21 protein-coding genes are annotated in these 26,314 nt (G+C 35.5%); 13 read left to right on the top strand and 8 right to left on the bottom strand.

The genetic code is table 11. The annotated features are described in order from the left end of the window. Nucleotides 1-32: 32 nt before the first annotated feature. A complete protein-coding gene (locus tag FJOH_RS19335) occupies nucleotides 33-608 on the bottom strand; it encodes a Crp/Fnr family transcriptional regulator (protein WP_044048396.1) in 576 nt (191 codons plus the stop codon). Between the two features lie 123 nt (nucleotides 609-731). After that, a complete protein-coding gene (locus FJOH_RS27430; RefSeq protein ID WP_394330589.1) occupies nucleotides 732-932 on the bottom strand; it encodes a DUF6965 family protein in 201 nt (66 codons plus the stop codon). A gap of 1,439 nt (nucleotides 933-2,371) precedes the next feature. Between FJOH_RS27430 and FJOH_RS19330 the strand changes: the two genes are divergently transcribed. The 7 genes from FJOH_RS19330 to FJOH_RS19295 all read left to right on the top strand — a co-directional run bounded on the left by FJOH_RS19330 (nucleotide 2,372) and on the right by FJOH_RS19295 (nucleotide 16,917). Continuing rightward, entirely contained in the window at nucleotides 2,372-4,033 is a 1,662-nt protein-coding gene (locus FJOH_RS19330) for a T9SS type A sorting domain-containing protein (protein ID WP_012025711.1), read from the top strand. A gap of 3 nt (nucleotides 4,034-4,036) precedes the next feature. Beyond that, entirely contained in the window at nucleotides 4,037-7,495 is a 3,459-nt protein-coding gene (locus FJOH_RS19325; protein ID WP_012024729.1) for an RHS repeat domain-containing protein, read from the top strand. A 13-nt stretch (nucleotides 7,496-7,508) separates the two neighbouring features. After that, the gene (locus tag FJOH_RS26320) at nucleotides 7,509-12,770 is read left to right on the top strand and encodes a DUF6443 domain-containing protein (RefSeq protein WP_012025710.1); all 5,262 of its coding nucleotides are present in this window, start codon (nucleotides 7,509-7,511) and stop codon (nucleotides 12,768-12,770) included. Nucleotides 12,771-12,772: 2 nt separating this feature from the next. Next, nucleotides 12,773-13,495, top strand: coding sequence for a hypothetical protein (locus tag FJOH_RS19315; RefSeq protein ID WP_012025709.1), 723 nt, complete (start codon nucleotides 12,773-12,775; stop codon nucleotides 13,493-13,495). 465 nt (nucleotides 13,496-13,960) lie between these two features. Next, entirely contained in the window at nucleotides 13,961-15,358 is a 1,398-nt protein-coding gene (ltrA, locus tag FJOH_RS19305; protein ID WP_012025708.1) for a group II intron reverse transcriptase/maturase, read from the top strand. Nucleotides 15,359-15,572: 214 nt separating this feature from the next. Beyond that, complete coding sequence (locus FJOH_RS19300) at nucleotides 15,573-16,343, top strand: hypothetical protein (RefSeq protein ID WP_012025707.1); 771 nt, start codon at nucleotides 15,573-15,575, stop codon at nucleotides 16,341-16,343. 127 nt (nucleotides 16,344-16,470) lie between these two features. Next, entirely contained in the window at nucleotides 16,471-16,917 is a 447-nt protein-coding gene (locus FJOH_RS19295; RefSeq protein WP_012025706.1) for a hypothetical protein, read from the top strand. 129 nt (nucleotides 16,918-17,046) lie between these two features. Here the strand turns inward: FJOH_RS19295 and FJOH_RS19290 are convergent, their stop codons facing one another. From FJOH_RS19290 to FJOH_RS19275, 5 genes are all read right to left on the bottom strand, one after another. Next, nucleotides 17,047-17,526, bottom strand: a complete 480-nt coding sequence (locus FJOH_RS19290; protein WP_012025705.1) for a hypothetical protein — start codon at nucleotides 17,524-17,526, stop codon at nucleotides 17,047-17,049. Between the two features lie 173 nt (nucleotides 17,527-17,699). After that, nucleotides 17,700-18,059: a hypothetical protein gene (locus FJOH_RS19285; protein WP_012025704.1), complete on the bottom strand. Its 360-nt coding sequence runs from the start codon at nucleotides 18,057-18,059 to the stop codon at nucleotides 17,700-17,702. A gap of 50 nt (nucleotides 18,060-18,109) precedes the next feature. Continuing rightward, the gene (locus FJOH_RS27050) at nucleotides 18,110-18,280 is read right to left on the bottom strand and encodes a hypothetical protein (RefSeq protein WP_012025703.1); all 171 of its coding nucleotides are present in this window, start codon (nucleotides 18,278-18,280) and stop codon (nucleotides 18,110-18,112) included. Nucleotides 18,281-18,497: 217 nt separating this feature from the next. Next, nucleotides 18,498-18,749 carry a hypothetical protein gene (locus FJOH_RS19280; RefSeq protein WP_012025702.1) on the bottom strand — a complete coding sequence of 84 codons (252 nt, stop codon included), beginning with the start codon at nucleotides 18,747-18,749 and terminating at the stop codon, nucleotides 18,498-18,500. 77 nt (nucleotides 18,750-18,826) lie between these two features. Beyond that, nucleotides 18,827-19,243 carry a helix-turn-helix domain-containing protein gene (locus FJOH_RS19275; RefSeq protein ID WP_012025701.1) on the bottom strand — a complete coding sequence of 139 codons (417 nt, stop codon included), beginning with the start codon at nucleotides 19,241-19,243 and terminating at the stop codon, nucleotides 18,827-18,829. 176 nt (nucleotides 19,244-19,419) lie between these two features. On the opposite strand from FJOH_RS19275, the gene FJOH_RS19270 reads away from it, so the two are divergent. The 4 genes from FJOH_RS19270 (at nucleotide 19,420) to FJOH_RS19250 (ending at nucleotide 23,695) form a co-directional block, all read left to right on the top strand. Then, nucleotides 19,420-21,144: a hypothetical protein gene (locus tag FJOH_RS19270; protein ID WP_012025700.1), complete on the top strand. Its 1,725-nt coding sequence runs from the start codon at nucleotides 19,420-19,422 to the stop codon at nucleotides 21,142-21,144. A 19-nt stretch (nucleotides 21,145-21,163) separates the two neighbouring features. Then, nucleotides 21,164-21,790, top strand: a complete 627-nt coding sequence (locus tag FJOH_RS19265) for a hypothetical protein (RefSeq protein ID WP_012025699.1) — start codon at nucleotides 21,164-21,166, stop codon at nucleotides 21,788-21,790. A 58-nt stretch (nucleotides 21,791-21,848) separates the two neighbouring features. Further along, the gene (locus FJOH_RS19260) at nucleotides 21,849-22,190 is read left to right on the top strand and encodes a hypothetical protein (protein ID WP_123875767.1); all 342 of its coding nucleotides are present in this window, start codon (nucleotides 21,849-21,851) and stop codon (nucleotides 22,188-22,190) included. 1,031 nt (nucleotides 22,191-23,221) lie between these two features. Then, nucleotides 23,222-23,695, top strand: a complete 474-nt coding sequence (locus tag FJOH_RS19250) for a hypothetical protein (RefSeq protein ID WP_012025697.1) — start codon at nucleotides 23,222-23,224, stop codon at nucleotides 23,693-23,695. Between the two features lie 6 nt (nucleotides 23,696-23,701). Here the strand turns inward: FJOH_RS19250 and FJOH_RS19245 are convergent, their stop codons facing one another. Further along, nucleotides 23,702-23,992, bottom strand: coding sequence for a DUF6922 domain-containing protein (locus tag FJOH_RS19245; RefSeq protein ID WP_012025696.1), 291 nt, complete (start codon nucleotides 23,990-23,992; stop codon nucleotides 23,702-23,704). Nucleotides 23,993-24,201: 209 nt separating this feature from the next. Here FJOH_RS19245 and mobA point away from each other — a divergent pair, with 209 nt between their 5' ends. Together mobA and mobB are read left to right on the top strand one after the other, a co-directional pair. Continuing rightward, on the top strand, nucleotides 24,202-24,636 hold the full coding sequence (gene mobA, locus FJOH_RS19240; RefSeq protein ID WP_012025695.1) for a conjugal transfer protein MobA: 435 nt from the start codon (nucleotides 24,202-24,204) through the stop codon (nucleotides 24,634-24,636). 4 nt (nucleotides 24,637-24,640) lie between these two features. Then, entirely contained in the window at nucleotides 24,641-25,936 is a 1,296-nt protein-coding gene (gene mobB, locus FJOH_RS19235) for a conjugal transfer protein MobB (RefSeq protein ID WP_012025694.1), read from the top strand. Nucleotides 25,937-26,314 lie beyond the last annotated feature (378 nt).

Below are 26,314 nucleotides of genomic sequence, written 5' to 3'. Positions count from 1 at the left end.
CAGGATAAGAAAATGAAAAAACTTAAACCAGTTTAAGAAAGAAGCCTTCTTCGGATCTCGCTCAAATATTCGGGGGTGAATCCCAGATAGGAAGCGATCAGGTACTGGGGAACACGCTGGATGAATTCAGGGTGGTTGCGGACTGCCTGAAAATAAAATTCTTCTTTTGAGAACGAGAAAAGGAATTTGATGCGTTTCTGGGCCGCAGCATAAGCCCGCTGGTAGACAAAACGGAAATAGCGCTCCATCACCGGAAACTCCTCCAGCAGCTTCTGCCGCTTCTCGGGAGTGATGCAGAGCAGTGTGGATTTTTCCACTGCCTGAATATAAAACTCTGTCGCGAGCTGGTTCTCGTAGGCAAAGTTATCGGTTAGCCACCAGGTTTCTATCGCAAATTCAGTGGTCTGCTCGGTGCCTTTCTCGTTGATGTAGAATTTTCTGAGCAGCCCCTCCAAAACAAAGTAATGGTGCCGGCAGATCTGTCCCTCTTCTAGCAGGTTTTCTTTTTTGGCCGCTTTCTTGATGTCGAAGAATTTGATGATCTGCTCGAATTCATCGTCAGTGACCTGTGCGAACTTGGCTATATGGTTTTTGAATATATCATGCATTGGAGTTAATGGCTTATTGGTTTTGACTCTTGGCCTGCTTCTATAATCCGAACGGCGCTGTTGCATCCTTTTTGGTCTTGGTGCAGCCTGCAGGCTTTTTAGGCAAATATAGCAATAATATGCCTAGGTCTTTTCTCCATGAAGATCCGATGTCTGCCCGGGCTGGGGGGTTTCTTTACAGGCGGGGGACATTTCCAACGGTCCGCTGAAAGTCCTGATTCCTGTATAGCAGCTTTTTAAAAAAAGCTGGGAATCGGTAATCTTTGACCAAGGTTTCCAATCGACCTGTAAAGGAGGAGACGTATTGTCAAAATATCGTTTAATTTCTTCGGGATTCGTAAGGCAAATTTAGGCAAAAATCCCTGTCCTGTCAAGGGGTGCCGGATTTTGGAGGTATTTGTGCGCAGTTTCTTCAAGCGGGTCTGCCACTCACAGGACTGGATGTCTGTTTATTAAAGTTTTTATATGATGTTATTTTTTAGGGCTGGTTTTTAGATTTGGTTTTTTAGGTTGGTTTTAGATTTAGTTTTTTGGAGCTTTTTCCTAGTTAGTTAGTTAGTTAGTTAGTTAGTTAGTTAGTTAGTTAGTTAGTTAGTTAGTTAGTTAGTTAGTTAGTTAGTTAGTTAGTTAGTTAGTTAGTTAGTTAGTTAGTTAGTTAGTTAGTTAGCTTTGTGTTTATTTTATTTTTGTTTTGACCGGCGATTGTGGAGTTGCGAAAAGAGTGTGGTTGATTTTACTATCAGATGTATTTGATAGTTGTCAAATTGCGAATAATTTAATTTGATTTGTTTGGTGCTGGTTCGAGTCCTCTTGCCGCTCAGAAGTTTATTTAAATAGTGCAACCCTAACAGTACAATTCTCGAACTATCTTAAAGATGATTTGAAAATTCTAATGTCGCTTTAATGTTTATTCTGCTTCGAATTTTACTCAGTTCATTTAAAAAAACATTTTTAATTTATTTCTCGTTATGTTTTTGCGGAATTAAAGCAATTAAATTTGCTAAGGAAAAAATAAAAAAAAAATATAAGGCTAGATAGTAAATAAGTATCCGTCTTTATAACTCAAATACTTTGATATTGAAATACAAACATTATAACTAAAATTTTCTAACTCCTTTTTAAATACAAATCGTATTCATATAAAGTTTGCATTAGAAGTTATAGTTATAAAAGGTTATTTAATCTTGAAAGCAGAACAATTATTTGACAGATTTTGAAATTTTACGATATTTCGCTCTGCCAATATATATTTTTAGATAATTTGTATATTTTTTTTTGAAAAAATGTTTCTATCTTTTTTACACAAATTAATCTGACCACCGGCGATTTCTATTGACTTGAAAATAAATATTTAATTACTTTATTTGTATGTGTCGGATTTTTTCAGTCTGTGTAATTTAATTACTTAATGCTGTTATCTAAAATAAGTGATTTTTAATTATCAATTGACATAGAAAATCTTCTTCTATTTAAAATGATTTTGTATAAAAATTCCATAGTCAAAAACAGTAAATATACCTATTGCACCATCAGTGGAAAAATTATTTATTTGCCTTTTTTTAATCAAAAAATAACTAATTAAACTTAGATGTGTATCATGTCAGTATCCTCTTGATAACGTTACTTTGACTAACTTCTTTTTTACTTATTATCAATTTAATAAACTCCAATTTGTGTTAAGGTTAAATCATTACGCTTTTTTAATTTCTACATAATAACCATTTATTTAATCTTAATTTATTACTTCAGGCTAAACCAGAATTATGAAAAAAAATTACCTGTTATTTTTTATTTTATTGTCGTTTTTAACTTACTCACAAGATATTCTTTGGGAAAAGTCTTATGGCGGCATTCATGCAGATTACCTTTTTGATGCACAACCTACAGCCGACTATGGGTTTATTCTGGCTGGCAGCTCCCTTTCTAACAAAACCGGAAATAAAGACGAAGATAATCATGGAGATCTTGATTATTGGATCTGGAAAATGAATGAAAAAGGAGAACTCGACTGGCAGAAAAGTATTGGAGGAAATGGATTTGATCTTCTTCAAAGTATAAAAGGAACCAGAGACGGAGGTTTTATTCTGGCAGGAACTTCAAGTTCAGGAAACAGTTTTCAGAAAAAAGACAATTGTAAAGGCCTTACTGATTTTTGGGTTATCAAACTAGACGCTTCCGGTGGAGAGCAATGGCAGAGAACTATTGGCGGTGATGGTCAGGATGAACTTTTATGTGCTTTCCAGACCAAAGACGGCGGTTATATTTTAGGCGGCTCATCGAGTTCAAGTCCTTCTTCTGTTACAAATATTAAGGCAGAAGGAAAAATGGACGCTTTTCTTCAAACAGATTTATACAGCAAATCAGAAAAAAGCCGTGGTAATATGGATTACTGGATCGTAAAACTCGATAAAGAAGGAGTTATTGAGTGGCAGAAAACTTACGGTGGTAAATATGCTGATGTATTACGAAGCATGGAACAAACAGCTGATAACGGATATATTTTGGCTGGATATTCAAACTCACCTGTTTCAGGAGATAAAGCTGACGCTAATAAGGGAGTGGGTGATTACTGGATCATTAAAATAGATGACTCAGGAGCTGTTCAATGGCAGTCAACGTATGGAGGAGATGGTGATGACCAGCCTTATGTAATTCATCAAACGGCAGATGGCGGCTATATTTTAGGAGGTAATTCTAACAGCACAAATCCTTTGACCACCCTTGGAGGAATCGTAAGTAATGGAACTGATTTTTGGATTTTGAGACTAGATCATGAAGGAGGAGTTGTATGGAGTAAAACTTATGATTTTGGAAAAGTAGATATTTTAACTTCCCTTGTTGAGAATAATGATAACACATATTTAATTGGAGGTTACGCAAAATCTGAAGCTAAGCAGTCTTTGCTTGGAGATGCCGCGAAAAAAGCCGGGACTGGAAAAGATAAGGAAGGAATTAATGATTATATCGCATTAAAGATAGATGAAAAAGGAGAAGAATTATGGAAGAAAACCGTTGGAAGTGCCGGAGAAGATATTCTGCGAAAACTTATAGAAACCAGAGACGGCGGCTATTTAATGGCGGGAACATCAAATTCAGGTTCTTCAAAAGATAAAAGATCAACCATAGGAGGAAATGATTTTTGGGTTGTGAAGCTGAAAGATAAGGCTAAAGTTGAAAAAGTAAAAGCAAGTATTGAGGCTATTCCAAATCCTGCTGTTACTTACACCAACGTAATTATAGGCTATGATTTTACAGAAGGAACAGCTTCGGTCATTGATATTTTAGGCAGGATTTTACAACAGTTCAGTATCAACAGCAGAACCGTTCCTGTTGACTTAAGTCATTATGCAGAGGGAATTTATATCATTAAAATTAAGACTGATGTAAAAACAGAGTCAGTTAAAGTAATTAAAACCGTACGATAGAAAATGTTTAAAATAAACTACAATTTAAAAGGCTTAATTAGTATTTTTCTTTTTATGCTGATGTCCACGCTTACTTATGGGCAGACAGAAAATGATCCAAGTAAATTCGTTCCTAATATTATACCGCCTTCACCAACAGCTTACGGATTAGGAACATATGGCAACACACCTGTTGGGTTGTTCACAGGTTCTCAAAACATTAATATTCCAATTTATACTTATAAAACAGCAAATTTAGAAGTGCCTGTCAGCATGTTTTATAGTTCGAATGGCGTTAAGGTTGACGAAATATCATCAAACATCGGGCAAAGCTGGAATTTAAGTTTTGGAGGAGTTATAACAAGAATAGTAAGAGATAAGCCGGATGAAGAGAGAGGAGAATATCCTATTCCGATCTCAATGACAGAAGAGATGGGCCGATATTCGCCGCAAGCTCTTGAATTTTATCAATATATTGGAGAAAATGATGTAGATACAGAAGCCGATCTTTTTAGTTTTAATTTTGGAAAGTATTCAGGCAAATTTGTATTTGACAATGATGGAGGTATAGTTTTAATGCCTGCTCAGGATTTTCAAATAAATTGTACTGTTTCTTCTGACGGTTTTGATTTTGTAATAACCACACCTGATGGGGTGAAGTACTTTTTTAATGATAAGGAAATTACTTCTCAAAGAGTTGTTGGATCAGGACATTCTATTCCCATTACGACTATATCATCGTGGTATTTAAGCAAAATTGTTCATCCAAAAGGTGACGTGATTCAGTTTTTTTATAACAGCGAAGTTTCTAATTACATAACTTCAAAATCGCAGACTTTCAGAATGTTATCCCCAAGAATACAATATGATCAAGGTGGCAGTCTTGAAAATTTTTCACCTTCATTAAGCTCAGTTTGTGATCATACAATTACTTTAAATGGAAAATCAATAAAATCGATAAAAAGCACCAACCCAGAATATGGAGAGATTTCATTTACATATCTTTCTTCTGCAAGTGCTGATGTTACATCTGGAAATCGAAAAATCGAAAAAATAATTGTAAAAGATAAAACAGCAAAAGAAATTGAAAATGTAGGTTTTACATACACTACTACAACAAATAAAAGGGTTTTTCTTGATAAGATCCAATTTAAAGATATTAATCAAAACTATCAATTCGAATATGAGGATAGAAATAATCTGCCTCAAAGATTATCATACAGCCAGGATCATTGGGGATATTTTAATGGAAAAAGTAATTTAAACTTAGTTCCTAAAGGTATTACTCTCTACGAATTTAGTAATGTAAATTATAATGGAGCAGACAAAGAACCTGATTCAGATTATGCAGTAAAAGGACTGCTGAAAAAAATTACTTATCCAACAAAAGGCTATACTATTTTTGATTATGAGGCTAATACATATTATGGAACTAAGCTGGTTTATCCTCCTAAAACTTATAAAAGTTTAAATGTTGTTACTACAGAACAAACTTATAGTGCCGTTAAAACAACTAGTTTTATAAACCCTACTCCTCAAGACATTTCATTAGTAGGCGGAGTAAGCTTTAACTGCTTAGACGCAAACTTAAATGTTGGCAAAAATCAAGCATATATAAGTGTTTATGACAACACAACAAACAAATATATTCCACTAAAAAGATCAGACAATGAAAGTGTTGTCAGCAATGGTAATATGTATACAATAAGACCAAATACAGAGCCGGAGGCAAAAAATCTTTTTTTTACTGCAGAACTAAATCACGAATATAAACTGACTTTAGAGGCTGATTTCACATGTACATCATCTACTTTAAATTTTAATTACTACCCAACACCTCCAGTTGAATTAGCGTCAAATATTAAAACAGGAGGAATAAGAGTGGCACAGACTTTAGATTATTCTTTAAATAAACCCGAGCCTGTAGTTAAAAAATTTCTTTATGCGAAAAAAGATGACCTAAGCAAATCAAGCGGGAACAAAGGACAAGACCCTTATTATATTGATCGTTTTAGAGTCGATCGAATTATGGAATCTCCAGTAGCAGGGATTTATGGAGTCGTTACCAGTAAAACGTTAGTGAATCTTTCTTCCAGTAGTCTTGTTTCTCTATTTGATACAGGAAATTCAAATGTTTTTTATCAATATGTCACTATTTCGTATGGGAATAATTTCTTAAATGGAGGTGAAGAGCACGAATTTATTGTACATCGTGATGCTCCTGATGGATTTGTGTTTGGAAATTATGAAGTTAGAAATGCACCTCTAAGTAATTTGGGCTGGGATAATGGTTTATTAAAAAAAATCGATTATTTCAATAAAGAGCTAAAGACAATAAAAGAGACAATTAATATTTATGAAGAAAGATATGAGTTTAGAAAAGAAGTAAGATCGTTTAGTTCAAGGAAAAATTATGAAAAGATTGCTTCTGCATCGGTTAATTATGTGTGTACTCAAGCGGATTTATCAAAGAGGACCAAATATATATCATGTGTTGCTGTGCATAAACATGTTTATTCTGACAATCTTGTAGACAACTTAATTAAAGGTAAAAGCTATTATACCTGTATTGCTCCCGGTAATGATAATAAAACAACTTTTATTGAACATCCTTGTTATGGAGTACAATTGCCAAAAACAATTTCAAACCTGGAAAATATTGATAACCTAAGTATTGTATCTTATAAAAATATAGGTTTTTGGTATTACTTAAAATCAAGTCAGGACATTACTTATGATGTTAGTGGATCAAATCCTATTTGTAATACTGCAATTTACAATTACAATGGCATTAATCATGTGCAATTGTCATCACAAACTAAAACTAATTCTAAAAAAGAAACAATAACTACTAAATATTTTAATGCAAAAGATGCCGAAATGTCTGGAAAACCATTTGCAGCAGAATTGGCTGAAAAAAATATTCTTTCCCCGCTAAACACACAGACATTTACAGGAAATAATAAATTATCAGAACAGTTAATAACTTACAATAATTTATTATTGCCAAATGCTGTGTATTCTGCTAAGTTTCCTAATGCAAATAGTAATATCACAGGTATAGGAAATCTCGAGAAAAAGATTGTTTTTAATCAATATGATGATAGAGGTAATATACTCCAATATACACTAGACGGCGGTGTTCCAACGGCAATTATATGGGGGTACAATAAAACACAGCCAATTGCTAAAATAGAAAATGCTTCTTATAGTGATGTGCAGAATTATGTTTCAAATCTCCAGACTAAATCTGATACGGGAACTGAAATTGACCTTCTTAGTAATTTAAATAGTTTGAGAAATGCTTTATCAAATGCCATGGTAACAACTTACACCTATTTGCCTATGATTGGAATTAGTACAGTTACAGATCCAAAAGGAAACACAACAACTTATTCTTATGACGAATTTAATCGTTTAAAAACTATTAAAGACGCACAGGGGCATGTAGTGTCTGAAAATCGATATCATTTTAAAAACTAATTAGTAAAAAGAAATGAAAAAAAGAATATTTATATTACTATTTCAAATAACTGCTTTTTTCAGTTATTCTCAGGATACAATAATAAAGTCTGTAAAATCTAATTTAAAAATTCAGGCTGTTGTTGATCCAGGAGGCGGGGATCCCACAGGATATCCTTGGTTTAGAGATGCAGATGGAGACGGGTACGGAAATCCTGATGTATCTGTTATAAAAAATACTAAACCTAGCGGTTACGTTTCTAATAAGACAGATCTCGATGATGGGAATAAATACATTACAAATATACCTCCTCATACTGTTTATCAGGATAAAGATGGGGATGGGTTTGGAAACTCAAGTGTAATTTCATATGCGAGTACCAGTCGCCCCGGATATGTTGACCAAGATGGTGATTGTAATGATAACGACGCTTCTATAAACCCGAACAATGTGTGGTATAGAGATGCGGACGGCGATGGTTATGGCTGGAGTTCTTCTTCAATGAAAAGCTGCCTGCAGCCTTCAGGTTATGTTAAAAACGCCTCTGATTATGATGATTCGACAGGTAATATCACCAATATCGCACCGCAGTATTTTTTTCGTGATGCAGATCTTGATGGTTATGGAAATCCATCTAATTACGTCTATTACAGCAGTATGCCAAATGGATATGTAGCTAATAATTTGGATTGTGACGATTTTGAATACTGGATAAACCCTAATACGACTTGGTATCTTGATGCAGATCGCGATGGATATGGGGATAGCAGACAGGTTATTGTTCAGTGTACACAGCCGGCAGGCTATATACGTACTGCGGGAGATTATGATGACTCAAATCGAAATATAACAAATATACCGCCGCAGATTTTTTATTATGATGCAGATAAAGACGGCTTTGGTAATCCGTCCATAAGTGGATATTTTAGTGTTCATCCTAATGACTGGTCTTTCAATAATCTTGATTGTAATGATAATGACCCGTCAATAAACCCTTTAAATGTTTGGTATTATGATGGTGACGGTGATGGCTTTGGCTGGAATGCTTTAAAAATTCAGAGCTGTACTCCAGTAGCAGGTTATGTAAGAAATAATTCAGATTACGATGATACGAATGCAGAGGTTACTGACCGCGCGCCGCAATACTATTATCAAGATAAAGATCGCGATGGTTATGGGGATCCATATGCGAGTGTGTATCGCAGTTATGCTCCTTCTAATTGGGTTTCCAATGGAAATGATTGCAATGATAACGACGCATCTATAAACCCCAAGACAAGATGGTATCTTGATCAGGATGGAGATGGTTATGGAGAGCTCTACACTGGCGGCGTATTAAGTTGTTTACAACCTGCAGGGTATGTTAATAATGTCTTAGATTACGATGATTCAACAGTAAATATTACCAATATAGCTCCCCAGTATTTTTATCAGGATGCTGATGGAGACGGGTATGGAAATAAAAATAAAAGTGTTTATTACAGCGTGCCGCCTGCAGGCTATGTGGCTAACAGTGCAGATTACAGCGACACAGATATTTATATAACTAATATTGCACCTCACACCGTTTATAAAGATGGTGACGGAGATGGTTTTGGATACGCATTGAACATGTCTGCAGCAAGTGTTTCCAGACCGGGATATGTAGATAATAATACTGACTGCAACGATAACGATGCCTCAATTAATCCTAACACAATATGGTATTTAGATGATGATTTAGATGGTTTAGGAGATCCTGCTAATTTTGTACAGCAGTGTGGCATTCCAAATGGAAACTATGTTTTAAATAATTTAGACAACTGTCCTCTTATTACAGGAACATATTCAGACTGCTCTGCCGTAACAACACCATCAACAGATCAGAATTATATAATTACCAAAACCTATAAACAGCCTTTAACCGCTATAGTAGATTTTCCTGCAGCAGATCAGGCACAAAGCAGTATTACCTATTTTGACGGACTGGGCAGACCCATACAGCAGATTTCAAATAAACAATCTTCATCTGGAAGTGATATTATTACGCATATTGATTACGATGATATTGGAAGGCAAATTCAGGAATATCTGCCTTATAAATCACAAGGCACAACAATGGCATATGAAGAAAGTGCCAAAGACAATACGATAACTTTCTACAGTAATGATGCTTATGAAAATACCACTAATCCATTTTCTCAAAAAATGCTTGAATCTTCACCTTTAAACAGAGTTTTAAAACAGGCGGCACCTGGAGCTTCATGGGCTATGGATAGCGGTCATGAGATTAAATTAAGATATGATACCAATACAGATGGAGAAGTAAAATTATATAAAGCAAATACCTCGTGGAATGCCGATTCTGGATTGTATGAAATTAGTTTTCAGGATTCGGGATCGTATGTTAAAAACGAATTGTATAAAAATATAACCTATGATGAAAATACAGGAAGCAGTCCTGTTGAATCTTCAGGGTCAACTGTAGAGTTTAAAAATAAAGAAGGACAAGTAGTTTTAAAAAGAACCTATAATAATGGAGAAAAACACGATACCCATTATGTTTATGATATTTACGGAAATTTAACCTATGTAATTCCTCCAAAAGCAGACGGTGTAATCAATACAGATATTTTAAACGATTTATGTTACCAGTACAAATATGATTACCGCAATCGTTTAGTTGAGAAAAAACTGCCGGGAAAACAGTGGGAGTTTATTGTCTACGATAAACTTGATAAACCTGTTGCCACAGGTCCTGCATTCTCTCCGTTTAAAGACGACAGTTCAATAGGATGGATGATTACTAAATACGATGCTTTCGGACGTCCTGTTTACACCGGATGGAGTAATCAGACCTGCAATTCTGCAGCGAGAAAAGCATTTCAGGATACCAAAAATAATGAAACAGTATCATTTGAAACCAAAGAGGCATCAGGCTCTGTTGATGATATACAGGTATATTACAGTAATGCGATTGAACCTAAAAATATTAAACTTTTAACGGTTAACTATTATGACAATTATGCTTATCCAAACGCACCAGCAGTTCCTTCTGCAATAGAAGGCGATCCTGTTTTAAGTAATGTAAAAGGTTTGGCGACAGGAAACTGGACCAGAACTTTAACTACGGCTTCAAATAAAGATGGAGAAATCAGTACAACCTTATACGATCTTAAAGCACGACCAGTACGCACCTATATGCAAAACCATTTAGGAGGCTATACTCAAACCGATGTTAAGCTCGATTTTACAGGGAAAACTCTTTATAGTATTTCAAAACACAAAAGAACCTCAGGTGCTGCAGAATTAACTGTAAAGGAAGAATTTGCATATTCTCCGCAGGATCGTCTGCTTACGCACACGCATCAGATAAACGGAGGTGCGGTAGAACTTCTGGCTTCTAATACTTATGATGATCTGGGACAGCTGATAAGTAAAAAAACAGGAAACAGCACCGGAAATCCATTGCAGAAAGTGGATTATAAATACAACATTAGAGGCTGGCTCACGGCAATTAATCAAACAGGCAATCTGCAGGCAGATTTAGGTTTAACCGATTTATTTGCTTTTAAAATTAATTATGATAAACCAAGCAGTTCAGATATAACAAGTTTATATAACGGAAACATTTCTGAAACAGCATGGCGTACCTCAAGTGATTTTTCACTGCGTTCGTATAGATACGAATATGATAAACTAAACAGATTAACCTCTGCAGTATATGCAAAACCCGAAGATGCCATACCAGTATCTGGTGCTTACAATGAAAGTTTAATGTATGATAAAAATGGTAATATAAAATTCTTAGAAAGATTTGGCGGCAGTGACGCGCCTTCGATAACTTTTAAGATTGATGATTTGACATATTCTTATCGAAATGAAAACTCAAACCAGCTGATGAAAGTTACAGAAAATCCTGCTGGAAATGATAATCAAGGGTTTAAAGACAATAATAAAACCGGCGATGACTTTGATTATGACGATAATGGAAATATGATTCTGGACAAGAATAAAAATATTACATTAATAACTTACAATCATTTAAATCTTCCTAAAAAGATTACATTTGGAACAGGAAACTCAATTGAGTATATTTACAACGCAGCCGGACAAAAACTTGGTAAAATTATCAATGAAGGATCTCTTGCAGTCAAAACGGATTATCTAGGCGGTTATCAATATAAAGACAACGTTCTTGAATTTTTCCCTACAGCAGAGGGATATGTTAAAAACACAAATGGTGCATTATCCTATGTGTTTCAGTACAAAGACCATTTAGGCAATATACGTTTGAGTTATACTAAAAATGCACAAAACGGTCTTGAGATTATTGACGAGACCCATTATTATCCATTTGGATTAAAACATGAGGGTTATGTTGCGCTGCAAGAAAGCAATAATAAGTATAAGTACAATGGCAAGGAGCTTCAAGACGAGCTGGGGCTTAACTTTTACGACTATGGGGCACGTAATTATGACCCTGCAATTGGTAGATGGATGAACATTGACCCGTTAGCAGAACAATCCAGAAGGTTTAGCCCTTATGCCTACGCGTTAAACAATCCCGTGTTCTTTATTGATCCAGATGGGATGAAAGCGCAAGCTGGACAGCATGGAAGTTATTATGACTGGGATGAAGGCGGATATAGGACTGCGGATGGAAAAGAAACAACGTTCGAGTCTGCATTAGCAAGTCACGCCAACGATGATGATTCAGGAATCTCTCCATTTTCAACGGGAGATTTATTTGCATTAGCATCTAGTCATGGTGTTACAGATAAAATGAAAGCTGGTCAAGCTTTTGAAAGAGCCACTTTAGATTATCTAAACCTTCCAAGTAATGAAAAAAAATTTGGAAGTTCAGATAGAAAGATAAAAACAGAAGGGCAATACAGTAATGTAATACCAGATGCTGTATCTGATATTAGTGTCTTTTCTCTATTTGGTGAAGCAATAAATAAAGATAGTCATTTTCATGAAGTGAAAGCGGTCACAGGCTGGTTAAACCTGGAATCGGGATCTTCTCCGTATCAAATGTTAGGATTAATAGACGCATCTGCAAATTCAACTGAAGGGGGCGTTCATGGTCGATCAATTGTAACCTTGTACACTACTAGTAATACATTAATTTCACCAGCTTTAATAAAATATGCTAATGATAAAAATGTTACTCTTAAATGGTCAGTAGCATATATGAATAATGGTTTGTTGTATTTCACTCCTCCAACAACATTATCATATTCCGCGCAACGAGCAACTGTGAAATTTCCAATTGGGCTTCCTCAGCTTCAAGGCGTAGAAATAAAATTTTAACTATGGACAAATTTCTTAAAAATATAGTGCTTATATTTATTTTAAGTTCTAATTTATTATATTCTCAAAAGCAAAAAACAACAGATATGAAAGCTAAAAATTTATCTTATAAAGAAGGTAGCGCACTAATCGTTAAATATAATTTTAAAGAGATAGATTTCGATCCAAATGATAAGGAGCATACATTTTATATAAATGAGGACAAGCAGTTTCTTATTTATTTTAAATTCATTGGCGATTTTACTTTATATCCTTCAATGGAGTATTATATAAAAGTAATGGAAACATCTGACGACATTTATCCGATAATCAATTTTGATAATTTTCAAGATAAGATTGAGGAAAGAATATCTTTTTTAAACAATCTTCTAGGCACAAATATATCTAGCCTTGATAAGCAACGTGATGTAGAGGCTTTTGACAAAGCTATTAAGGATTTTGGTATTAAAAAGATTGATTTTAATTCTTTATTCATGAACTTCTTTTCATATTATTACGTGGTTCTACGCAATGAATTAAATTACCAGAATATAGAAATCCAATCTGAAGATGGTCGTTATGATTTTTTTATATTTTCAAATGAAAAAAATAAGACGGAAATATTAAGTAGTTTTTACAGAATGATTATCGATCCAGATGATGTAATAAATTTTAATCTGCGGGTTGATATTGTTACCAATCCCTTTATTATCCCAATTGGTAAATCAAATTTGAAGACTAATTAAATAGAACTATTTTAAGGATGAACATTTTTGTTCATCCTTTTATAGTGTGCCCAGCATGGGCGATAACTCTAGGGTGTAAGTCCCGAGCACGCCTTTACAGTGGGAAGTGTTAGCTGAATGCAAGGGTGTCCATCGCGAGGTGGAATCTGAAGGAAGCAGTAGGCAAACTCTTGGCCTGACGAACAGAAACTATATACAAGGCCAGAAATGTTGGATAAGGTTGCTATACAAACCGAAGTCCCAAACTGTACGGGAACATTATGGTAAATATAGCAGGCAGATGAGAGGAAAGTTATCGTTTCTTACCTGGGGAGGTCTTATAGACATAGGGAAGTTTTTTTTTACAGAACTATGGATAACAACTGCCATAAGAAGTCAGCAGAGGTCATAGTAGGTACTACTTGGTACTGAAGGACTGAACTTAATTAAGTGAGCAGTAAATGAATGTTACCTGTGAAGGGACGAATGCAGAAAATATCAAATCATTTTGATAACTACCTTGGGAAGGATAGGACGGAATCCGAGAGCTACCAAGGAGTGCAGACCTTTATTGGGATAACTGAAAACAACCTCACGGAAGTACATTTAGGTCAGGGGAAGCTATTAGAGCTAATCCTTAATCCTTCCAATATGAATCTGGCATATAAAAGGGTCAGATCCAATAAAGGAAGCTTTGGAATAGACAAGTTGTCCACTGAGCACTTACAAGAATGGCTCTTAAAACATAAAGAGTCGTTGATCGAATCGCTAGAGAAAGGGAAATACAAACCTCAGGCTGTTCGAAGAGTTGAGATACCTAAAGAGGGAGGTAAAACAAGGTCGCTTGGTATTCCTACTGTTGTAGACCGCTTAGTCCAACAAAGTATTATCCAAATCCTAACGCCTATTTACGAACAAGAATTCCACACAAGTAGCCACGGTTTTAGACCTAAAAGAGGCTGTCATACTGCTTTGAAAGAAGTAGAGAGTCACCTCAATGATGAGTATTGCTATGTAGTGGATTTAGACTTAGAGAAATTCTTTGATACTGTGAATCACAGTAGGCTTATAGAACTACTATCAAAGAAAGTCAAAGACCCACGAGTGATATCACTTATCCATAAGTATCTAAGAGCTGGTGTTGTTGTGGTGAACAAATTCGAAGAAAGCGTATTGGGCGTTCCTCAAGGCGGACCATTAAGTCCGTTGTTGAGCAATATAATGCTCCACGAACTGGATAAGGAACTCGCCAGACGCGGACACCGCTTTGTACGCTACGCAGACGATTGTCTAATCTTCTGTAAAAGCAAGAGAGCATGTCTTCGGGTCAAGGAAAGTATAACTGCGTTTATTGAAAGCGTATTATACTTAAGGGTAAACAAGGAGAAAACTACAGTGGGATATATCAGAGGAAAGAAATTCCTTGGATATAGCTTCTATAACAAAAGTAAAGGGAAATGGGGACTTTGCGTACATCCGAAGAGTTATGGTAAACTCAAAGACAGGCTAAAGGAAATTACTAACCGCAGTAATGGCATGGGGTACGAAAAGATTAAAGAACTCTTACGATATTACTTGCAGGGTTGGATATCCTATTTTAAACTAGCCGATATGTCAAATAAAATTAAACGTATAGATGAATGGCTTCGATTTAGAATACGCATGTTAATATGGAAAAGCTGGAAGAAGATAAGCACTAAATACAACAATCTAAAAAAGATTGGAGTTAAAGACAATCAAGCCTACCAATGGGCTAATACCCGAAAAGGGTATTGTCGAACTGCGCTTAGTCCAATCCTGCAAATAACTCTAAAGATGCAAACTCTAAGAAAAGCTGGATATACGTTCTTGACTGACATGTACCTAAAATGTATCGTAAATTAAGAACCGCCTTGGTACGGATCCGTATGCCGGGTGGTGTGGAAGGTCACCTAGGGAAATAATCCCTAGGTTCCTATCCGATTATAGAACATAGTGTTTCTAATTGTTTCAAGAAATACCTGTAGAATATAAAATTTATATTTGTAAGTGTGATGGGGGCATATTGACAATTTAAGTGATAAGTTTTATAATAGGTATAATTTTAAGTTTAAATTTTATGAAGACGGAAGAGGTTAATGACTATAAACAGGGAAAAGTAAGTTTACTTATTGACTATTTAAAGAAGAATAAAAAGAAGATAGATAACTATAATAATCAATTAGAAACTAATGGGGCATTTGTTTATGTTTTAAGCAATAGTGAAGTTGTTTTATTGCCCGGAAACTTATCATCGTATGAAAACGGACTAATAATTAAAAATGAGGAAGTTCTAAAAAAAATGATCAAGAATGATTATTTTCCTGTGAATGTAGTGGACTTCTATCAATATGAAATCTATAAAGATAAACTTATGAACTTGCCAGATCATGTAAATGAAAATATCACAAATTTAGAAAGAGATTTAGATATTGAAATATTGCATAGAGCAAAGTATGATGAAGTATTCTTTAAGGTATTTAATGAAGCTATTAAAAAGATAGACTTTAAAAAGAATAAAGATAAATATACCTTATCGTTATCAATTTTATTAGGCGAAATTATTATCAAAAATAAAGGAGGCTATTGGCAGATAACTAAAGAATATGGTACATATAATCCATATTATGTTCCTTCTGTTGTTTTAAATGAAAGTAAAATTGAATTAGCTGTTATGGAAAAAATAATGAGTGATTTAGAGCAACCTCAATTTTTTGATCTAAAATATTCATATAATTATTTAACAGACCCAAGATTTAATATGCAATTAAATCCTAGTGCGCAAAAACTATATCAGGATATTAAAAAAGAAAGATTTGGTAATTTTCATCGGGGAAACATTAATTTATGAGGATGGTAAAACTTAAAGTAATATAATTTTTCTAACAGTTGAGGATAATAAATGGAAAGTTGCTATGGATGAGGAAAAATAATTGTTGAAATTACTCATATGATTTTCAAAAATACATCAAACAAAAATGAAACATAAATTTACATTGCTTTTAATTTTAGTATCAATGACGCAGTTTGCACAAACAAAAACGGAATTTGAAGGTGACAAAATAAAAGTTTCTTTTAGCAAAAATATTGACAGCCAAAAAACAGCTATAAAATTCACGCAAGGAACTTGGAATGTAACCTTATTTAGCTTATTTGAAAATAACCAAATCGTTGAAAATGCTTTCCCATCAGAAGCTGGAATTTATAATCTGACTATCACTTATTCAAACGATTTATATTACAGTGAGATAGCGTTGTATAGAATACCACCTAAAAAGGAAAAAATATCCTTCGATTTTTATGAAGCTTGCGGAAAAATATTTTGCCGAATCAAATCTGATTATGCTCAAGAATTGAATAAAGAAATTGTTATGAATAAGTTTGATAATGAAATACAAGAAATTATAAACTCTGTAAAAGATTAAAAAGCTAAGTTATAATACGCTTATATGGTCGTTTTGACATGCTACTAAAATGTGGTAGCAAAGTTTAAATGATATATTCCATGAAATGATTTTATTTATATGGCAATTAAAATTAAAGTTATAGTGCATTTAAGAAATATGCTTTCGCTTTTTAAATACTCCTATTGTTAAATTTATAATATAAATTGGTTGTCCAATAAATAATATCAAGATAGATAGAACTATAAGGGTTCGATTAATTAATTGATAATTGTCGAATAGAGGAAAAGGACTTTCAAGAAAAGCTTTGCTATATGCAATTACTAACCAATAAACTAAAAAACTTCCATTTAGGATTACGGAATGAATTAGGGTCAATCCGATAATAAGTTTTTTCTTCATTGCTTTTTGAACAATCCAATATCCCAATCCTGTAAGATAATAACCTAAACTTAAAAATAGAGCTACATAAAAATGTCCGATTACAAAATATGTGTCATGAACATTTATATCGAAAGTATTATCTTCAGTATGATCTTGGATTAATCCAATCAGAAGTATTATTGAAGCAACTAACCAAAATAAATTATAGATCTTTATTTTTTTTAAATTCAAGAAATTTTCAGTCATATTTTCTTTTTTTATGTCTTCTGTTTACCTTTTTATGAGGATGCCCACGTCCGTTTATATCAAGTTTATTTTTAAATTCGATTACGTTCATTGTGGTTACTTTAAAATTAGATTATCCTTTCTCTATTATATTGTTCAAATAACAATTTCTCAAATATATAAAACCACTCATTTTACGTAGTGGTTTTTCTTTTTTTCTTAGTGTTGTTTTTAATCCAAAATGGCACTTCCATAATTGTACCGTCATTGCATCTCAGGGTATCTTTATATTGAGGTTTTAAATCGTATACTTTCTGCGGTTTCCCTACACCTAGGTCGATTTCTCTCCATTCCCATAGACTCTCGTCATTTATATATTTTGCATAAGGATGTGTATAAGGCACTTTATCACCAGGCTTAAGCGGACAGGTCTGGCAGGGAGTTATATCATAATGCCGGAACTCAAAGTTCAGAAGATCAGTAGTGTCTTTTTTCTGTTGGGCAGAAATAAAATTACAGGTAAAAAGTAAGGAAATAAAGAGAATTTTTTTCATTAGTAGAAGTTGTATTTTGACAATTATATAGTTTTTTATTGGTTCAATATCTATTTTTCATTTTCTTGTTCTAATTTTTTTAAAACTTCTAATTTTAGTGCTTCAACCTGCTCTTTATATTTTTTCGCTTGTTCTTCATGTTCCTTTACTCTTCGGTCGTGGGTAACCTGTTTCAAATGAAGTTCATAATTTATTCTGTCAAGTTCTTTTTCTAAAGCCAAAGTATGGACGTGATTCTCAATTAATAAAATGCATAATGCGATGGTAATTACCGACAGTATTACAAGAAGAAATTTGGTGTTTCTTGGATTGTTAAATTCTAGAAGTTGTAACGCCAGTGTTTTTAAGTGTTTGGTTTGTAGTTTGTTGTAAATTTACTAAAATTTATCTAAAAAAATCTGTTATAGCACTTAGAAAAGATTAAGACACAACTATTATCTATACTTTCAGCAAGGTGACAATATTTGTTAAGTTATTAGCTGAAATATAATCTACAATATAATTCTCTGCTTCTTTTTCGAGTACTCTATAAGTTGAAAAAGTATTTACATAGAAATCTTCATTTTCATCTTGAATATGAATAATTTCTGTAAAGCCTTTAGTAATTAATGTCCCTTTTAGTTTTAATACTTTCAGCTCACTATCTCTGTCAATTTCTTTCTTTACTCTTAGCTTTATAGTTATATTCATAGTATTTCGTTTACAATATTTCACAACAAAAAAGAGACCGAAGTCTCTTTTTGGAATTAATATGTCTTTTATAAAGCCTATTTAGCTTTTAGTAATTTTTCCAAATATTCGATTTTATCTTTCTCGGCTTGCAATAATCTCTCGTAAAGTTTTTTATTCTCGTCTACGGATTCCATTAGCTTGTCTAAAGGATGAAAAGTACAATGATTTGTTCCGAAATTAAATGCTCCTGTATTATTTGTATCATTAAAAGTGTTAAAATAATTAAACACGCCTTCTTCTGAAAAATTCTTGATCGCTTCCACGCTTACTCCCAGAGCTTTTGCTACTTCCATAAGTTTTTCTTCTTCTATCGTCTCGCTGTTTTCCATAATTGAAATAGCCTGCTGGTTTGTTCCCAAAGCCTGCGCCAGTGCTTCCTGCTTCATGTCTTTCAGTTCACGGATACGGCTGATTTTTCGCCCTATATGATTTGGTTTTGTTACTGTACTCATAGTTCAAAGATAATAATTAAGAATAAAAAAGGCAGTCCAGTGTGCGATATAGAAATTAGTCTTGTACGGTACGGGACATATTGATTCCGTACAGAACAAGTAATTGCTTACTTGCCTGTGTGTTAGACAAAAATACAACTTTTCACTTTTATGTACAACTTCAAATTATCAAATTTATGGATTACCAGTTAAAAATTCCAGAGAGCCAGCCAATGCGGGAGCAATTGGAAGGAGCTATTAATGACCTGCTGACTTTTGTACAAGCAGGATCGATCTACATCTCCAATAACGGCGGGAACGGTCTGCCGATCATAGTAACCTTTATACTCAAAAAGAACTGCGGATACAGCGGGGATTCATTGGAGATAATATCGAAAAAAATAACGGACTTCCATCCAGACTTTATTTTCAAGTTTATCAATGCTTTCAGGGCTTCACAGGGATTCAAAGAGGGATTTCCCTATCTTATCCGCCACTGTACTGTCAATGAGCTGGTTTATTACCAGCCGGACAATAAAGTATTTTATCCCTTAAATGGCGATGCAAAAGACCTTATGCACTGGGCACAATTTTCTTTTGAGGATAATATGCAGGATATTGTTTACCATTTTAAAACAGCATCCGCCCACATGAAGAACAATGACAATAAGGAAGCTGGCTATTTCATGTGTCTTGCTATTTGGAACCTCTACTGCTGTTATACGTGGCTTCTTATCGGTGAGATCGGCGAAGACATGGGCAGGCCGAGCTTGGTGCATGAATACAAGAAAGTCGTGAGATTTGTTCCATACCTGAGAGAAATACTTGATTACGATATACCTGAAGACAGGGAAATTATTGACAGGCTCAGTAATGCCCATACTTACTATCGTGACAATACGATCAATTTTGATATCAATCCAGCAGTCTTGGAAAGGGCAAAGCTAAAGTTTGAGCTTTTGGAAAAAGAGTTTCGCAGTCTTTTTTGGGGTTATAAAAAAGGTTTCAAATCAAAAATGAAACGGTTCGGCAACCAGTCATTTTCAGGACAGTCAGTCCTGACTGAAAAAATGAAGTCGAACTATTTCATAGGACATGCACTTTCAGAAGTAAGCGAGACCATTGCAGGTTTTCTTAAAATCCGTGCCGTTTACTGCTTTGGATATGCAAGAACCAACAGCAATGATGAGGAAAAAAGCAAGAAGCTATTCAATAAACATTTACCCGGCTATCACTTTTACCTGCTTGTAATGAGCAGTGAATACAAGGAAAATGCGATACCGTTATTACAGTATCATATAAAGGAAAAGTTTGGAAACAGGTATACGGCTACCATTTTGATCCACAGGGTAAAGAATCTCCGATCACAGAACAATAACCAAAAGTACTTCCTCAATAAGGTTATTGAAAATGGCATTCCGGCCTACTGCGACAGCCAGTATGCCATCTATCCGTTAAATGCAGATCCCCAAAGGGATATTGAATTTACAAGCAACTACTGGAAGAACCGCATGCTTGGGGCAGAACAATTCCTGATGACAGCCGAGCAGTGCACCGAGCCAGAGGAGGCACTGGTAAAAAATGCTTTGGTTCAGCAGGCTGTCCAGCTGGTAGCGACTGCCCAGCTAGACCTTTTTCTCAGCTACCATCCCACTGTCTATTCTATTGCTTACCTGTTCCGTCTCTTGCAATGCATCCCTGAAATAAAAATGCCCTTCTCAGATTCACAGCTGGACATAAAACTCAGGGAACTGCTTTCTGCCAGCATAGACATGATAAAGCACAAAGATCTTAATGTGGACAGTATTGAAGACAGCAATCTGCTCTTCACCAAATGTGAAGAATTTTATAATGAAATGTACACACTTGGATATACTGAACTGAAAAGACTGGATGATTTGAAACAGCAGGACGAGATTTAATAACAATAATTTTTTTACTATGAAAAAAAATAAAAACTTCAATAAAGATCAAAAGCTTGTAGAATCAGCAGAACAGGCAAAGAGAGTGCTGGATATGCTCCTGCCTGATTTACAAAAGAATCTCGAAAATGGGATTTCGGAACTTCTTGGCAAATTGAAAAATCCCAAGATTGATTTATTACAGGACAGGTATCCCGACCTTCTGCAGGAATACGGTTTGGAAGAATTGCTTTCAGGTAATCCTGAAATTGCTGACACCGATATACAGGATGTTAAAATAGCGGGACTACTCTCGTGCCTTCAATTACTGATGCATTTTTGCGATGAACTGAAAGAAAATCCAAATCCTAATAATATGTCTTTTGAAAGCCTAAGGTATATCCTAAATTCCATTGCCTGCTCACGGTTCGTAAATGAACTGCTCCTTGTTGTGATATCAGTTGTCGGAACAGAATATTACCAAAATTTCCAGCAGAGAATTCAAAACTTGGATTTAAGTTTTGAAAGCGCAAAGGGTCTGGAAAATGATCCTGATTTCCAGGAACATATTGACCTTATGGCTTGGTTTGCATTAGTCAGGCTATTTTTAGAATCGGTCTATACCTATTTCAGTATTTCAGATCAAAATCTCAAAAACACGACATGATTAAAACTTCAAAAAGTAGACTGGATAAATGATTAATCAATTTAAAAAAATAAAGATCATGGAAGATGATAAAATCAAATTAAATGACCTCATTGAGAAACCTGAAAATTATTTTATAATGCTCAGACCGGCATCAAAAAAAAGAAATGACTTGCACAGTGTCGAGATAAATGTAGAGGGATATTCAGACCTGTTCAATCTGATAATGGATTTGCTCAAGGCAGGAGCGCTTGCTTTGGAGGGAATTGAAGCCAGTGAGGAAAATGTCAGAGATCCTGAAAAATATGTTGCAAGCCTGCTTAGGGTAATAGAAATGCTGATCCCAATGGAAGAGGGAGAGTTGCTGGACATACTTTACTATAAGCACTTAAACGAGAAAAATGAAACTGATTCCAAATAACCCTATCTCCAATTATAATTTTAACAAAACGGCGACTTTGGAGACGTTTTCCAGCCCCGCAGGGCAAGTGGTTTTGAGATGCGGAAAGTATTTCAAGCATCTCAGAACACAACTTGCTATTTTCTCTCGAAAATAATATTACCGATGGTTTTTAATTGAAAGGGCTTGAAGCCCTTTTTTTTTATTTTGGTAACGTAACGTTATTGAATCTAATTGTAAGGGCAGGCAGTATTGGAATCCTATCCGATAATAAATGCAGTTATAACTTTCGGCAGTTTTCAGGCTTCCCGCCAGTGTACCTTTTATAACGACTGGGATTATATTGCATCTATGGAGCGTACTAAAGGCATATTTCTGTAATGTCGATTGCAGGAATAGAGATTACCGGAAAGGTAATTTATGTGTAAACAATATTCAATTGCATAGTTATGTACAATTTCGATTAAAGGTTTCTTTCTAAAAATAGTACAGGACTACTTAACTACAGATTTACCTACCTACCTACCTACCTACCTGCCTGCCTGCAAGCCTGATTACTTGCCTGATTGCTTGCTTGCATACCTTCACAGATACTTGCCTGCCTGCATAACTGCTTTTAAAACTATAAAAATACTTTTATCAAATATTCTTTTGCGGAAATTTGGGAAGCCTTGGAGAATTGCTCCCTACAAAACCTCGCACGAGAGCGGAGCCTGTACAAAAAACCAAAAAATATATTTTTCCAAAGAAAACAGAAAAACGGAAAAAAGAAAAAGAAAACAATTTTACAGGACGGGATGCAGACAGGCCAAAAGGAAACGGAATAAGTCCCGAAGGGTGGTTTGCGAGGGACGAGCAAAACATTATGCCGTAAGCTTTTGGACAGGCTGATCCAGCCCGTCCTACCTTGGTTTTCTTTTTATTATTTCTTTTGGCAGAATATAATCCCTTCCACTCTAAATCTGGACATATAACGCCAATCAATGCCTTAGAGTGCCAGAAAGAAGAATAAAACGCCCTTAATATTATCTTTCGGCGTAAAAATCAAAACGATGAAAAAAGACAAGCATAAAGACAAAACGGAGAAGAAAAAGAAAAAACCGATACAGCATAGACCTGAAGAGGAAAAAAAGAAGGAAATTAAAAAAAAGGGTGATAGGACAAAAGCTCCGTTTATGCAGGTAGACAGGGGCGGTGACATCTTAAGCAATTTCTTCTCGAATTTCCTCAGACAGCTTAAAAATCCCAGAAAAACCGGACTGGGCAGACTGTTAGGCAAACTAGTGTTTGTTAAAATTGAGGAAGGTCAAAAGAAGCCTGCGCAGAAGCCTGAAAAGCCTGTGGATATAATGGGGCCAGTTAAAACGGTTTTTCGTCATGTGGGCAACAGCGGGAACAATTTAAGCCCAAGTGAAAAAGAATCCCTGAGACAGCGTCAAAATCAGCCTCTTAATATTCCAGTCAAGCCGGAACAAAGTAAAGATGAGGAATTAAATAAACCAAGAAAAACCCGTTTGGGAATGTAGTTATCACTAAATCCAGTGATACGGTTTGTCCTTGCGGTTCAGGTAGCAGTACATCTCTTCCTTTTTCAGTTCAGGAAAGAATCTTATTGCTCGGTCAATGGCGTAATTAGGAAGAAAATAAATCTCGTCACGAATAGCCGTTACAACTTTTTCAAAACCGTAGAAACGGACAATCTCGTCGATCTCCTGCTGATCTCCACGTTCTACAACACGGGCAATAACAGCCTTATAGGCTTTATCAAAGTCCATCGCATCTATATCCACATCCCAAAAAAGTACCGGGTCTAATTTAGGCATCCTTCTATTTCCTTTTTCATATAATAAATATACTGATTTTTAGCCTAATACTAAAATTGTTAGCTCCTGAATTCAAGTCTTTAAACATATAATTCACAGTTAGACATCACAAGCCAAATGCTTCCACATGGTTCCAAATCCAAGTGAAATTGCCAGTAATAAGATAGATTGCCTTTTAAATTCTTTAAAAGGCACAAGCAATAATAATTATGGAAAATAACAGCAGAACCAACCCGCACAAAGGAGGCAGGCATCCTAAAAATGACCCTGCCGTGAACCGCTATTCCATCAGCCTTAATGCGGAAGAGAATGCCCGATTCCTGTCCCTTTTTGAACAGTCCGGCATGAATGTAATGGCACACTTTATTACAGCGTGCATTTTCCAAAAGGGCATCACGACGATAAAGGTTGACAAGACGGCAATCGATTATTATGTGCGCCTGACTTCGCTATTTGGTCAGTTCAGGGCTGTGGGCGTAAATTACAATCAGGTCGTAAAAATGCTGAATAGTAATTTTTCCGAAAAGAAAGCCCTGGCATACCTGTACAAGCTTGAAAAACAGACGGCAGAACTTGCTTTTTTATCACAAAAGATAATACAGCTTACGGCGGAATTTGAAGAAAAGCACCTGAAAGAAAAGTAATGACATGATAGCGAAAATATCAAGAGGCAGTAGATTATACGGTGCATTGGCCTATAATTACCAAAAGGTAGAGAAACAAGATGCGCAGATTCTCTTTACCCAGAAGATTATCGAATCGCCTGACGGCAGTTACTCCCTACAGCAATTATCACGTTCTTTTGAACTGCACCTGCTGGTCAACCGAAAAACGGAAAAACCGATACTTCATATCTCGCTCAATCCTGACCCCAAAGATACCGTAAGCGATACCGATTTTGAGAATATGGCGCAGGAGTATATGAAGCAGATGGGCTACGCAGACCAGCCTTTCGTGGTATTCAAGCACACAGATATTGACCGCACGCATATCCATATCGTGTCAGTCTGCGTGGACGATGAGGGCAGGAAAATATCAGACAAGTTCGAGAAAAGGCGTTCGATGGCCGTCTGCCGGACATTGGAAAAGCAGTACGATCTTAAAGTGGCTACTGAGCAAAAAGAAAACCAGCAGAGCCCCATATTCAAACCCATAAATTATAAAGAAGGCGATATAAAAAGCCAGATGGCTTCGGTTGTCCGCCATCTGCCCAAATACTACCAGTTCCAGACTTTCGGGGCGTACAATGCCCTTCTTTCCCTTTTCAAGATTACTGCAGAAGAAGTCAAGGGCGAGTATAACGGGATTCCAAAAATGGGATTGGTATATTTTGCGCTAAATGACAATGGAGAAAAAGCTGGGCATCCGTTCAAGGCTTCGCTCTTCGGAAAAAGTGCCGGATTATCACAACTGCAATCCCATTATGAGCAGAGCAGGATAAAACTAAAAGACAGTCCTGCCAAGGGAGCAGTTAAAGGCAGGATCGAATCCGTGATGCAGACTGCTTCTAACGAATCTGATTTTAAGAAAAAACTATTGGAACAGGGCATCAATCTTGTGGTTCGCCGAAATACCCAAGGACGTATTTACGGGGTCACTTTTATAGACCATAATTCTAAAACAGTCTGCAACGGATCAGAACTTGGTAGAAACCTTTCAGCCAATGTATTCAATGACTGGTGGAATAACGGCAAAAAAGAAGATCTGCCAACAAAAGAAAACACTGCTTCACAGAAAATTATTCCTGCAGAAGATCAGATTAAAGAGCCACAAAGCCCGTCTGCCTTTTCAGGGAAGGAAGATATGCCTGAAAATGGGCAGGATAACACTATTTTTGAAGCCTTTGGAAGCTTACTGCCTGTAGCGCAGGGAGAAGATTTTCAGGAAACTGCCTTTGCAAATCAGATGAAACGCAAGGATAAGCGCAGGAAACCAAAGCTTTAAGTCCGTTTCCAAGCCTGTGTTATTTACATCAAATGTATGAAACACGATTTTCAATGTACCGTATATAAAAAATTGATAGGATACATTATTGGGATTTTTTTAATTGCCTGCCATTAAAAATACAATTCCCCGGTTATGTACCAAACCATCTCCTTTATTTATCGTATCAGGTGTCCGCCCTGCGATTTTCCGCAATTATGAAAACCCGGTCTGGGCAGGCTCATTTAATCAATATCTATCTGCAAGATTGCCGGGTACTACTGCCCAGCGATGAAAAACAAATTGTCTTCATTACGACATCACAAGACAAATAGTGCCAGCAGTGCCTATAATGCAACAACTTCAAAAATGCATTTTTATATTTACAGGAAGACGTTC

This window comes from Flavobacterium johnsoniae UW101, from assembly GCF_000016645.1.
Taxonomy (GTDB): domain Bacteria; phylum Bacteroidota; class Bacteroidia; order Flavobacteriales; family Flavobacteriaceae; genus Flavobacterium; species Flavobacterium johnsoniae.
The sequence above is the reverse complement of the archived record's forward strand: the minus strand, read 5'-3'. Positions and strand labels throughout refer to the sequence as shown.